Genomic DNA, 11,499 nt, shown 5'->3' on the forward strand with positions numbered 1-11,499 from the left:
CGGGATCGGGCGGCGGCCGGGTGGCGCGGCGAACGTTTGCCCGGTCGCCGCGACCGGCGCGCGGCGGTGATGAAAAGCTTGTCGTATGAGCGCCGCACCGACCCCGACCGACCCCGCCGTTACCGCCGACGCCGAGGACACCTTCGCCTTCGCCGATCTCGGGCTGCGCACCGAGTTGCTCGGCGCGCTGTCCGCGCTCGGCTACGAGGAACCGACGCCGATCCAGCGGGAGGCCATCCCCCCGTTGCTGGCCGGTCAGGATCTGCTGGGCCAGGCGGCCACCGGTACGGGCAAGACCGCCGCGTTCGCGCTGCCGCTGTTGCAGCGGATGCCTGTGGGACGGGCCGAGGGCGACCCGGTGTCGCTGGTGCTGGTGCCGACCCGGGAGCTGGCCGTGCAGGTCTCCGAGGCGTTCCACCGCTACGGCAAGGACCTGGGCGCCCGGGTGCTGCCGATCTACGGCGGGCAGCCGATCGGGCGGCAGTTGCGCGCGCTGGACCACGGGGTGGACGTGGTGGTCGCGACGCCGGGCCGGGCACTGGACCACATCGCCCGGGGCACGCTGCGGCTGGGCGCGCTGGCCACGGTGGTGCTGGACGAGGCCGACGAGATGCTCGACATGGGTTTCGCCGAGGACATCGAGGCGATCCTGGAGCACGCCCCGGCCGGCCGGCAGACCGTGCTGTTCTCGGCCACCATGCCGGCCCGCATCGACGGGCTGGCCCGCAAGCACCTGACCGATCCGGTCCGCATCCGGATCGAGCGGGAGCGGCAGGTCGCCGGGGAGGCGCCCCGGGTACGGCAGAGCGCGTACATCGTGGCCCGGGGGCACAAGCCGGCCGCGCTGGGCCGGGTGCTGGACGTCGAGTCGCCCACCGCGGCGATCGTGTTCTGCCGCAGCCGCGAGGAGGTGGACCGGCTCACCGAGACGATGAACGGCCGGGGCTACCGGGCCGAGGCGCTGCACGGCGGGATGAGCCAGGAGCAGCGGGACCGGGTGATGGGCCGGCTGCGCTCCGGCACGGCGGACCTGCTGGTCGCCACCGACGTGGCCGCCCGCGGGCTGGACGTCGAGCAGCTCACGCACGTGGTCAACTACGACGTGCCGTCGGCGCCGGAGTCGTACGTGCACCGGATCGGCCGGGTGGGCCGGGCCGGACGGGAGGGTGTGGCGATCACGCTCGCCGAGCCGCGTGAGCACCGGATGCTCAAGACCATCGAGCGGGTCACCGGGCAGCGCATCACCATCGACAAGATCCCGACGGTGGCGGACATGCGTACGCGGCGGCTGGAGCTGACCCAGGCCGCGCTGCGGGAGAGCCTGCTGGAGGACGACCTCGACCCGTACCGGGCGATCGTGGAGTCGCTGACCGACGAGTTCGACCTGGTCGAGGTGGCGCTGGCGGCGGTGAAGCTGGCGCACGAGGCGACCTCGCCGGGCTCGGACGACGAGGAGGAGATCCCGCAGGTTCCGGTCCGGGGCCCGCGCGAGGGCCGGCCGGAGGCCGGTGGGCGGGGCGAGCGCCGGGGTCCGGGCCGCCCGCGTACCGGTGGCACCACGCAGGTCTTCATCGGGCTGGGCCGGCGGGCCGGGGTACGGCCGCAGGACCTGGTCGGCGCGATCACCGGGGAGACCCGGATCAGTGGCCGGGACATCGGCTCGATCGAGATCGCCGACCGGTTCTCCCTGGTCGAGGTGCCGCAGGGGGTGGCTGACGAGATCATCGCCGGGCTGCGCGGCACCACCATCAAGGGCCGCAAGGCGACCGTACGCCGGGACCGGGACGGCGACGGCCCGGGCGAGCGCCGCGACCGGGGCTACGAGCGGCGCGACCGCCACTGAGCGCGCCCCGGCCGGCGGCACGGCGCCGCCCCGGCCGCCGTTCGGTGGCCGGGGCGGTGGTGGTGCCTCAGGCGGCGGCGAGCGCCGGTCCGTCCACCGGCTCCGTGCCGATCTCGGCCGGGCGCAGCGCCAGCGCGAGCACGTCCGCCACGTCGGACAGCGTGTGCACGGTCAGCGCCTCCCGCACCTGCGCCGGCAGGTCGTCCAGGTCCGGCTCGTTGCGCTTCGGGATGATCACCTCGGTGAGACCGGCCCGGTGCGCGGCGAGCAGCTTCTGCTTGACCCCGCCGATCGGCAGCACCCGGCCGGAGAGCGTCACCTCGCCGGTCATCCCGAACTCGGGCCGCACCGGCCGGCCGGTCACCAGTGAGGCCAGCGCGGTCACCATGGTGATACCGGCGCTCGGGCCGTCCTTGGGCACCGCGCCCGCCGGGACGTGCAGGTGGATCCGCCGCCCGGCCAGCGCGTTCGGGTCCAGGCCGTAGCGCCGGCCGTTCGACCTCAGGTACGACCACGCGATGTGCGCGGACTCCTTCATCACGTCGCCGAGCTGGCCGGTGAGCGTGAGCCCGGGCTCGCCCTCCATGGTGGTGGCCTCGATGAACAGCACGTCGCCACCGGCGCCGGTGACGGCCAGGCCGGTCGCCACGCCGGGCACGGCGGTGCGTTCGGCCGACTCCGGGGTGAACTTCGGCCGGCCCAGGTAGCGGGCCAGGTTCCCGGCGTCCACGCGCACCGGCGCGGGGTCGTCGGCGAGCGCGACGGCCACCTTGCGCAGGATCTTCGCGAGGGCCCGTTCGAGCTGCCGGACGCCCGCCTCCCGGGTGTACTCGCCCGCGATCAGCGCCAGCGCGTCGTCGGCGACTGTGACCTCCTCGGCGGTCAGCCCGGCCCGTTCCCGCTGCCGGGGCAGCAGGTGGTCGCGGGCGATGGCGACCTTCTCGTCCTCGGTGTAGCCGTCCAGCGCGACCAGCTCCATCCGGTCCAGCAGCGGGCCGGGGATCGCCTCGACCACGTTGGCGGTGGCCAGGAACAGCACGTCGGACAGGTCGAGGTCGACCTCCAGGTAGTGGTCCCGGAACGTGTGGTTCTGCGCCGGGTCGAGCACCTCCAGCAGGGCCGCCGCCGGGTCGCCGGCGTAGCCGGCGGCCAGCTTGTCGACCTCGTCGAGCAGCACGACCGGGTTCATCGAGCCCGCCTCGCGCAGCGCCCGGACGATCCGGCCCGGCAGCGCGCCGACGTAGGTGCGCCGGTGACCGCGGATCTCCGCCTCGTCCCGGACCCCGCCGAGGGACACGCGGACGAAGGTGCGGCCCAGCGCCCGGGCGACCGACTCACCGAGGCTGGTCTTGCCGACACCGGGCGGGCCGGCCAGGGCCAGCACCGCGCCGGAGCCGCGTCCGCCGACCACGCCGAGGTTGCGCTCCGCGCGCCGGTTGCGCACCGCGAGGTACTCCAGGATGCGGTCCTTCACGTCGGCCAGGCCGGCGTGGTCGGCGTCGAGCACGGCCCGCGCCGCGGCCAGGTCCGTGTTGTCCTGGGTACGCGTGTTCCACGGCATCTCCAGGACGGTGTCCAGCCAGGTTCGGATCCAGCCCGCCTCGGGTGAGGCGTCGCTGGCCCGCTCCAGCTTGCCGACCTCGCGCAGCGCCGCCTCGCGTACCTTCTCCGGCAGGTCGGCGGCCTCCACCCGGGATCGGTAGTCGGCGGAGCCGTCCGGCTCGTCCTCGCCGAGTTCCTTGCGAATAGCGGCGAGCTGCTGGCGGAGCAGGAACTCGCGCTGGGACTTCTCCAGCCCCTCGCGGACGTCGCTGTTGATCTGCTCGGTGACCTCCTGCTCGGCCAGGTGTTCCCGCACCCAGCCGACGAGTAGTTCCAGCCGGGCGGTGACGTCCGGGGCGGCGAGCAGTTCGGTCTTCTGCGTCAGGCTGAGCCAGGGCGCGTAGCCGGCCGAGTCGGCCAGCTCGGACAGGTCGGTCATCCGCTCCATCGCGTCGATCACCTGCCAGGCGCCGCGCTGCTGGAGCACCGACGTCATGAGCGCGCGGTACTCGCGGGCGAGTTCCCGGGCGCGGCCCGCCGGGGCGGGTTCGTCGAGTGCGGTCGCCTCGACCCAGAGCGCGGCGCCGGGGCCGGGTACGCCGGAGCCGATGCGGGCGCGGGCGAGGCCGCGGATGACCGCTGCGGGTTCGCCGCTGGGCAGCCGGCCCACCTTCTCGATCGTCGCGACCACGCCGACGGAGCCGTACTCGCCGTCGATGCGGGGTACGGCCAGGAGTTCCTTGTCGCCGGTGGCGCGGGCCGCGTCGACGGCGGCCTGGGTGGTCGGGTCGAGGGTCACCGGGATGACCATCCCGGGCAGCAGGACGGCGTCGGTCAGCGGAAGTACCGGAAGAGTTGCCATCGAACACCTGCCATCACGTTGGTTGAGCGTGTTTGGCTCAAGTAACAAAACGTGTCCCTTGTTCCGGGTTGTGACCCAGACCACGCCCGAGGGTCGCACCCGCGGGCCGGGCACCCAATCGCGGCACCCTTTACCGCGACCCGGCGAATGGAAACGACCGGCTATTCTTGCGGAATTACCGCACGGTAGGTCAAACTCTTAGCCACACCCCGCCCGACACAGGGAGTAATGGCGATGGCAAGGAAAGTAATCACTGTTCTGACCGACGACCTCGACGGCGGAAAGGCCGATCGGACCGTCGAGTTCAGCCTGGACGGCGTGGCGTACACGATCGACGTCTCCGACGAGAACGCGGGCGTCCTGCGTAAGGCCCTGGATCCGTACATCAGCGCTGGCCGGCGAATCAGCCGGGGCGGGACCGAGGTCACCCGGGGCGCCCGTCGCGCGACCCGGCCGAGCACCTCGGGAATGGATCGCGAGCAGAACCGTGCCATCCGGGAATGGGCCGCCAAGAACGGGTTCGAGATTTCCGAGCGTGGGCGCATCCCGGTGTCGGTGGTCGAGGCGTACAAGAACCGCTGAGCACCACCGGCTCACCGTCGGGCATCCCGGGGTCACGCTGAGAAATCGGCATGGCCCCGGTCGGCTTTCTGTCGTCGATGTTCTTCATCCGGCCGGATACCACCGGCATGGAATTTCCTCCGGGGCATCTCCCATCGAGCCTTATGCGGGAACGGCCGCGGCCGCCCGGAGGAGTCCCCGGACGGCCGCGGCCGTTCGTCCGCTCAGTTGACCCGGATGCGCACCACGTCGATGGCCGGGGTCTGGTTCGCCCGCTCCATCATCGGAATGCGGTGCGAGCCGTCACCGGCCCAGACCGCGCACTGCGCCAGGCCCGACTGCGCGAGGCCCGGAATCTGGATCAGCACGTCGTCCGGCTGGTTGCCGCCCCGGCCGTCCTCGGTGGCGACGAAGAACGCCGGCACGTCCTGGGGGTTCGGAGGCTGCCGGGTGCTGCCCAGCATCCGGCAGGCGGTGTGGAAGTGGCCGCGTACCAGGCCCTGGCCGTTGAGCAGCGAGCTCTCCAGGTAGTAGCCGCCCTGGCCGGCGGCGAGGAAGCGGTCCCGCACCAGGTTCCTGGTGGTCACCCGCAGCGTGAACGGCTGGTTGCGCCGCACCTGGTTCGGGAACTGCGTGATCAGCAGCGAGGGGTTGTTCGCCGCGGCGCCCACCTCACCGAACGCGGTGCTCACGCAGCGGTTGCCGTTCTGGAAACCGTCGTGCGCCTGGAGCTGACTGCCGGAGCAGTCCTTGGCGAGCACGTTCAGGCCGTTGCCGCCGCCGTTGTTCTGGCCGCCGCCATTGTTGTTCCCGCCGTTGTTGCCGCCACCGTTCTGGCCGCCACCGTTGTTCCCGCCGTTCTGGCCACCGCCGTTCTGGCCGCCACCGTTCTGGCCGCCGTTACGCGGGGTGTCGCTCACCGCGCACCGGGCGAACTGCTCCAGACCCTGCGGACGCTGGGCCACCCGGCCGATCGCGGTGGCGATCCGGTTGAGCGCCGCGGTCCGCTTGTCCGCCAGCGGGCCCAGAATCGCGTTGTTGATGAACTCGCCGCCGTTGCGGCCCTCCGCCGCGAGCCGCCGGTTCGCCTCGGCGATCTGGCTCTCCAGCAGCGCCAGGGTGCGGTCCACCTCGGCCCGGGCCTGGCCCGGCACCTGCGGCAGCCGGCTCCGGACGTCCGGGCAGGCCACCGTCGGGGTGCCGGCGCCGGCGCCACCGGCTGTGGTCTGCTGGCACTCGGCCGGCGACATCTGACCGTCACCCCAGTGGTTGCGGACCCAGCGGCCGTTCTGCCAGGTACGGGTGGTGCTGCCCTGACCGTCCGGGGCGGTCGCCCCCGGGCTCGCGGGCACGCAGGACGCCGAGGCCGCGCGGGTGGTCGTCCGCCGGTCCTGGGCGGACGAGATCTGGGTGACGGCGACGATGCCGCCGAAGACCGCGAGCGTGCCGACCACCGCCAGCATCCGCTTGCTCCGCGCGTTACCGGATGACCGGCGCGCCCGTGTGGACCTGCGCATCGAATTGCTCTCCTTCTCGATCCGGTAGTTGACTGGTGATCCCGGCGGACCGACGAATTCGGGGTGTGAGATCACTGCGACGCTGAGTCGCGCGTCAATGGCCGACGATGCCCTTTCCGCACCGTCTCCGCGCCGTCCGGGCGCGGCGGGGAAGATCTGCGTCCATTCCCGATGAGGTACGGAGCGCCGTCGGCGAAGGTTCAACCGGAGATCGGAAAAAATCGAAAGTCGCCGTGCCCGCGGGCGCGGACGGTTTCAGTCGGCGCAGAGGTGGTCGAAGGCGAATCCGCCGTCAAAGGAGTCCCGCCGGGCGGCCAGCGCGCGTACCCGCCCCCGCAGTTCGGCGCGCTCCAGCAGGGCCGGCGCGTTGCCCCCGAGGTCACGCAGCCGCTCCCCCAGCGCCACCACGGCCAGATCCTCGGCGAGCCGCCCCGGGTCGACGCCGCAGTCCAGGCCGCGCGCGGTCAGCCGGACCCGCTCCAGCAGGCAGTGACCGGGCCGCACCTCGGCCCAGGCCCAGCCCTCCGCCGGACCGTCGGTCCAGCGCACGTGCAGGCCGCGCAGAATCGGGTCGGCGATCCGGCCCGCCACGTACGCCTCGACCGCCTCGGCCCGGGCCAGCGCGCCGAGGTCGTTCACCGGTCCGCGCCGGCCGTCCGGCAGCCGGCCGATGATGTCCCGGAAGCCGACCGCGTCGCCGCCGTCCGGGTCGGTGCCGTCGGTGTAGGCGCGCGCGTCGAGCACGTACTCGACGAACCGGCGGACCTGCTCCGTGCCGCCCAGCGTCGGCGACTCGACGCGCAACAGCGGCAGGCCGACGGCGGCGCAGACCGCGTCGGTCAGCCGTTCGGCCCGCCGGGCCGGCGATCCGTCCGGGGCGGGAGCGGTGAACCGCACGGCGAAGCGCGGCAGCCCGGTGCCGGCGGCGCAGACCACCAGGTCCAGCGAGGCCCGCCCGGCGGCGCTCCACTGGCTGCCGGTGACCCCCGGCGGGCGGCCCTGCACCAGGTCGCCGAGCCGCCGCCCGGCATGGCCGAGGTGGCCCGCGCGGACCAGGTGGGGCGCGGCGCCGGGCGGGATCGGCCGCAGCCAGGAGGCGGTCACGCTGCCTGTGCTCGTCATCTCGCCCCGATCCCCCTCGTCCGGTCGACGCCCGAGTGTAGGCGGGTGCGGCGCGGCCGGTCCGGTCGACCGGTGCGCTGCCGCGCTCGTCCCTCTAGGCTCTGCCCGTGCACAGCGGACGGACCCTGGAACAGTTCACCAAACGCAGTCTCGTCGCCGTCTCCCACGCCATCGAACGCGCGGCGCTCGCCGAGGCCGAGGACGGCCCGCTCGTCGTGCTCGCGCTGTTCCAGCGGCTGCCGTACTTCGCCCGGGAGCGCGAGGTCTACCGGCGCATCGCCGGCCGCGCCGCCGCGACGGTGGTGGCGATGGTCGGCGGACCGCCCCCCGACCTGCCCGAGGGCGCCTACGGCGTGGCGCTGGACGAGGCCGAGGCGCTGGCCCGGGAGTGGACGGTGGTGGTGCTGAGTCCCCGGTTCGGCGCCACAGTCGTCGCGCACGACCGGGCCGAGGTGGCGCCCGCGCCGACGCTGGAGTCAGGCCGGCTGTTCGAGGGGCGCTGGGGTTTCCGCCGCGACGAGGCGCTGCACGAGGCGATCCGGCTGCGCGAACAGCTCGCCGAGCGGCTGCCCGCCGCGGCACGCACGGCGCTGGACGAGGCGATCGCCCGGGTACGGGACATCCCGGCCGGCCCGGGCGAACCACGCGCCGAGGCGGCGCTGCGGCTGCTGGCCCGCCGCGGCGACCGGAACAGCCGGCCGGCCGAGCCGGCCGAGGCGATGCTGGACGAGCCCGGCCTGGCCCGCTGGTCCGGCGCCGACGGGGTGACCGCCTCCGGCACGCTGCCGGTGGCGCTCGTCGGCCTGCGGGTGGACGCGCCGCCCGGCTCACCGGAACGCTTCGGCCGCCGCGGCGTCGCCCGGGAGGGACATGCCGTGCTCACCGCGGTCACCGCCGCGCTGCGGCCGGTCGACCGCGCGCTGCGCGTCACCGAGAACGAGTTCCAGCTCCTCCTGCCGGGACTCGACGAACCAGCAGCGCTGGAGGTGGTACGCCGGCTGCACGACGCGATCGGCGCGCTGGCCCGGTCGTACCCGTTCATGGCGTACACGGTGCACGCGGCGGTCGGGGTGACCACCCGGCGGCCGCTGCCCACGTCGGACCTGCGCGCGGCGGTGGACTGGGCGGTCCGCAAGGGCGTGCCGGTGGCGGGCCTGCCGCCGGAGAACGCCGACGCCGTGGCCGCGCCGGCCCGCTGACGGTACGAGGGAGGACGCGCGGTGCGGGTGGTGTCGCTGGTGCCGTCGCTGACCGAGGCGGTCGCGGCCACCCGCCCGGAGGTGCTGGTCGGTGCGACCGACTGGTGCACCCATCCGGCCGGGCTGGACGTCGCCCGGGTCGGCGGCACGAAGTACCCGGACCTGGACCGGGTGCTCGCGCTGGCGCCGGATCTGGTGCTGCTCAACGAGGAGGAGAACCGGCTGGCCGACGCCGAGGCGCTGCGGGCGGCCGGGGTGCCGGTGCGGGTCACCTTCCCGCGTACCGTGCCGGAGGCCCTCGACCAGCTCGGTGAGCTGGCCGTCGCGCTGGGCGAGCCGGGCGAGCCGGGGTGGCTGCGGGAGGCCCGCCGCGCCTGGGCCGCGCTGCCCGGGCCGGGGCTCGTCCGCACCGCCGTGGTGCCGGTGTGGCGGCGTCCGTGGGTGGTGCTGGGGCGGGACACGTTCGCCGGGGACGTGCTGGCCCGGCTCGGCGTCCGCAACGGCTGGGCCGACGACCCGGAACGCTATCCCCGGCCGAGCCTGGCCGAGTTGCGCGCCCGCGCGCCGGAGCTGGTGGTGCTGCCCGACGAGCCGTACCGGTTCACCGCCGACGACGGGCCGGAGGCGTTCCCCGGGGTGCCGGCGGCGCTGGTGTCCGGCCGGCACCTCACCTGGTACGGCCCGTCGCTGGCCGAGGCCCCGGCACTGCTCGCCGCCCAGCTCGCGCACACCACCGGGGGCCCCACCTGACCGGCGGGGCCCGCGGTGGTGGCGCTCAGGCGACAGGGGTGGCGTGCACCGGGTCCAGCTCCATCAGCGTGGTGTCGTCCACGTCGTACCCGATCGTGTTGTGCACCGTGACCACGCCGGCGACCTGAGCGGCGAGGCGGCCGGCCAGCTCGACGGCGCTGCGCCGGTCCAGCCGTCCGTCCATGGTGACCTCGCCGCCGCGGACCTGCACCGTGACCAGGCCGTCGCGGACCGACAGCACCCGGCGCAGCACCTCGTGCACCACGTCCTCGCGGATCTCCGCGTCGGTGCGCAGGTGCACGCGCAGCAGGTCACCGCGGGTGACGATGCCGGCGAGCCGGCCCAGGTCGTCCAGCACCGGGAGCCGCTTGACCGCCTCGTGGTCCATCAGCCGGGCGGTCGCCGCGAGCGAGGCCCGCTCGTGGGTGGTGACCGCGGGGGCGGTCATCAGGTCCCGGGCCACCAGCGCGCCCGCCTTCTCCCGCGCGGTACGGCGGCGCCGCCCCTCGAAGACCCGCCGCTCGTCCGGGTGGCCGGACCGCTCCACCTTGTGCAGCAGGTCCGCCTCGGAGATCACCCCCAGCACCCGGCGGAACGAGTCCACCACCGGCACGCCGCTGATCCGCTGCCGCACCAGCACGTCGACGACCTCGCGGTACGGGGTCTCCTCCGTCACCGTGGCGACGTCCCTGGTCATCACGTCGGTAACCTGCCACGTCCTCATCACGACCTCCTCGTGCCGGCCTTTCACCTGCGACGGTAGGCGGCCGGCGTACGCCCTGGTCAGGGGCACCAGACCGGCTGCGAGGGGCCGACCGGACCGGGTACGGACGGGACCAATGACCCGGTCACGAGGGCACCGCTCGGCCCTGCTCCCGGACGCGGCGCGGCGGTGGAATGAATGTGCCACCGGGAAGCGCGGTGCGAGGCACAGGAAGGGACGTGGACACCATGACCGCGACAATCGAGCGGACCCCCGCCGTCAAGCGGACCCCCGCCGTCACCACCGCTCCGGCGGCGCACACCGAGACCACCCGCCAGAAGGCCACCCGGTACGTGTGGGCCGGTCTGCGGCTCGCCCTGGGCTGGATCTTCCTCTGGGCCTTCCTCGACAAGATGTTCGGCCTCGGCCACGAGACCCCGGCGAAGGGCGCCTGGATCAACGGTGGCAGCCCGACCAAGGGCTTCCTCGGCCACGCCGTCGAGGGACCGTTCGCCGGCTTCTACCAGAACATCGCCGGCGCGGCCTGGGCGGACTGGCTGTTCATGCTCGGCCTGCTCGGCATCGGTGTCGCGCTGATGCTCGGCATCGGCATCCGGCTCGCCGCCGTCGCCGGTGGACTGCTCCTGGTCCTGATGTGGACGGCCGTGCTGCCCCCGGCGAACAACCCCTTCATGGACGACCACCTCATCTACGCGGGCCTGCTGGCCGGCCTGGCCCTCGTGGGCGCCGGCAACACCCTCGGCCTCGGCCGGATCTGGGCGAAGCTCCCCCTGGTCCAGCGTCTGCCCTGGCTGAAGTGAAGCAGCTCGCCCCGGGGCGGGCGTCGCCGACAGGCGGCGCCCGCCCCCTCTCGTGTCCCCGCCACGCCGGTGTGCGGGGACCGGCGCGTATCGGCCGGTCGCGATCCGGCAGGATCGACGGTGACCACACAGTCAGCATCCGAGGAGACCGTTCATGGACAAGCCCGAGGTCGGCCCGATCGAGGGCGCCCCGCCCGCCGATCTGGTGGTCGAGGACATCACCGTCGGCGACGGCCCGGAGGCCCGCCCGGGTCAACTGGTGAGCGTGCACTACGTGGGCGTGGCCCACTCGAACGGCCGTGAGTTCGACGCCTCGTGGAACCGGGGCGAGACGTTCGAGTTCCCGCTCGGCGGCGGCCAGGTCATCGCCGGCTGGGACCAGGGCGTCGTGGGCATGAAGGTGGGCGGCCGGCGCAAGCTCACCATCCCGCCGCACCTGGGCTACGGCGCCCGGGGCGCGGGCGGCGTCATCAAGCCGAACGAGACGCTCGTCTTCGTGGTGGACCTGCTCGGCGTGCGCTGAGCGGGACCCATTCGGCGTCGGGCCGCCGGCTTCCGCGCCGGCGTCGGGCCGCCGGC

Annotated in this window: 10 protein-coding genes; 6 read left to right on the plus strand and 4 right to left on the minus strand. The window is 74.1% G+C overall.

Annotation, left to right across the window (positions count from 1 at the left end; translation table 11 throughout):
• The first annotated feature begins 85 nt into the window (after window positions 1–85).
• Window positions 86–1,843 (plus strand): DEAD/DEAH box helicase, encoded by a 1,758-nt coding sequence (locus AB0D28_RS27395; protein WP_357390383.1) that lies wholly within the window; start codon window positions 86–88, stop codon window positions 1,841–1,843.
• Between the two features lie 67 nt (window positions 1,844–1,910).
• Here the strand turns inward: AB0D28_RS27395 and lon are convergent, their stop codons facing one another.
• On the minus strand, window positions 1,911–4,247 hold the full coding sequence (gene lon / locus AB0D28_RS27400; protein ID WP_357390385.1) for an endopeptidase La: 2,337 nt from the start codon (window positions 4,245–4,247) through the stop codon (window positions 1,911–1,913).
• A gap of 234 nt (window positions 4,248–4,481) precedes the next feature.
• Here lon and AB0D28_RS27405 point away from each other — a divergent pair, with 234 nt between their 5' ends.
• Entirely contained in the window at window positions 4,482–4,829 is a 348-nt protein-coding gene (locus tag AB0D28_RS27405) for an Lsr2 family protein (RefSeq protein WP_357390387.1), read from the plus strand.
• 203 nt (window positions 4,830–5,032) lie between these two features.
• Here AB0D28_RS27405 and AB0D28_RS27410 read toward each other — a convergent pair whose 3' ends face one another.
• Together AB0D28_RS27410 and AB0D28_RS27415 are read right to left on the minus strand one after the other, a co-directional pair.
• A complete protein-coding gene (locus AB0D28_RS27410; RefSeq protein WP_357390390.1) occupies window positions 5,033–6,325 on the minus strand; it encodes a hypothetical protein in 1,293 nt (430 codons plus the stop codon).
• Between the two features lie 255 nt (window positions 6,326–6,580).
• Entirely contained in the window at window positions 6,581–7,447 is an 867-nt protein-coding gene (locus AB0D28_RS27415) for a DUF2726 domain-containing protein (RefSeq protein WP_357390392.1), read from the minus strand.
• Window positions 7,448–7,554: 107 nt separating this feature from the next.
• On the opposite strand from AB0D28_RS27415, the gene AB0D28_RS27420 reads away from it, so the two are divergent.
• Entirely contained in the window at window positions 7,555–8,646 is a 1,092-nt protein-coding gene (locus AB0D28_RS27420; protein WP_357390394.1) for a DICT sensory domain-containing protein, read from the plus strand.
• Between the two features lie 21 nt (window positions 8,647–8,667).
• Window positions 8,668–9,396, plus strand: a complete 729-nt coding sequence (locus AB0D28_RS27425) for a helical backbone metal receptor (protein WP_357390396.1) — start codon at window positions 8,668–8,670, stop codon at window positions 9,394–9,396.
• A 25-nt stretch (window positions 9,397–9,421) separates the two neighbouring features.
• On the opposite strand, the gene AB0D28_RS27430 is transcribed toward AB0D28_RS27425, so the two are convergent.
• Complete coding sequence (locus AB0D28_RS27430) at window positions 9,422–10,120, minus strand: CBS domain-containing protein (RefSeq protein ID WP_357390398.1); 699 nt, start codon at window positions 10,118–10,120, stop codon at window positions 9,422–9,424.
• Between the two features lie 227 nt (window positions 10,121–10,347).
• On the opposite strand from AB0D28_RS27430, the gene AB0D28_RS27435 reads away from it, so the two are divergent.
• Window positions 10,348–10,920 carry a hypothetical protein gene (locus AB0D28_RS27435; protein ID WP_357390401.1) on the plus strand — a complete coding sequence of 191 codons (573 nt, stop codon included), beginning with the start codon at window positions 10,348–10,350 and terminating at the stop codon, window positions 10,918–10,920.
• A gap of 154 nt (window positions 10,921–11,074) precedes the next feature.
• Window positions 11,075–11,443 carry an FKBP-type peptidyl-prolyl cis-trans isomerase gene (locus AB0D28_RS27440; protein ID WP_018784126.1) on the plus strand — a complete coding sequence of 123 codons (369 nt, stop codon included), beginning with the start codon at window positions 11,075–11,077 and terminating at the stop codon, window positions 11,441–11,443.
• Window positions 11,444–11,499 lie beyond the last annotated feature (56 nt).

The organism is Micromonospora sp. NPDC048169 (genome assembly GCF_040652815.1).
Classification (GTDB): Bacteria; Actinomycetota; Actinomycetes; order Mycobacteriales; family Micromonosporaceae; genus Micromonospora.

Bases quoted from the DNA above. Each gene is read 5' to 3' on its own strand.
- AB0D28_RS27395 (WP_357390383.1), top strand. From the start codon at position 86: ATGAGCGCCGCACCGACCCCGACCGACCCCGCCGTTACCGCCGACGCC.
- lon (WP_357390385.1), bottom strand. From the start codon at position 4,247: ATGGCAACTCTTCCGGTACTTCCGCTGACCGACGCCGTCCTGCTGCCC.
- AB0D28_RS27405 (WP_357390387.1), top strand. From the start codon at position 4,482: ATGGCAAGGAAAGTAATCACTGTTCTGACCGACGACCTCGACGGCGGA.
- AB0D28_RS27410 (WP_357390390.1), bottom strand. From the start codon at position 6,325: ATGCGCAGGTCCACACGGGCGCGCCGGTCATCCGGTAACGCGCGGAGC.
- AB0D28_RS27415 (WP_357390392.1), bottom strand. From the start codon at position 7,447: ATGACGAGCACAGGCAGCGTGACCGCCTCCTGGCTGCGGCCGATCCCG.
- AB0D28_RS27430 (WP_357390398.1), bottom strand. From the start codon at position 10,120: ATGAGGACGTGGCAGGTTACCGACGTGATGACCAGGGACGTCGCCACG.
- AB0D28_RS27435 (WP_357390401.1), top strand. From the start codon at position 10,348: ATGACCGCGACAATCGAGCGGACCCCCGCCGTCAAGCGGACCCCCGCC.
- AB0D28_RS27440 (WP_018784126.1), top strand. From the start codon at position 11,075: ATGGACAAGCCCGAGGTCGGCCCGATCGAGGGCGCCCCGCCCGCCGAT.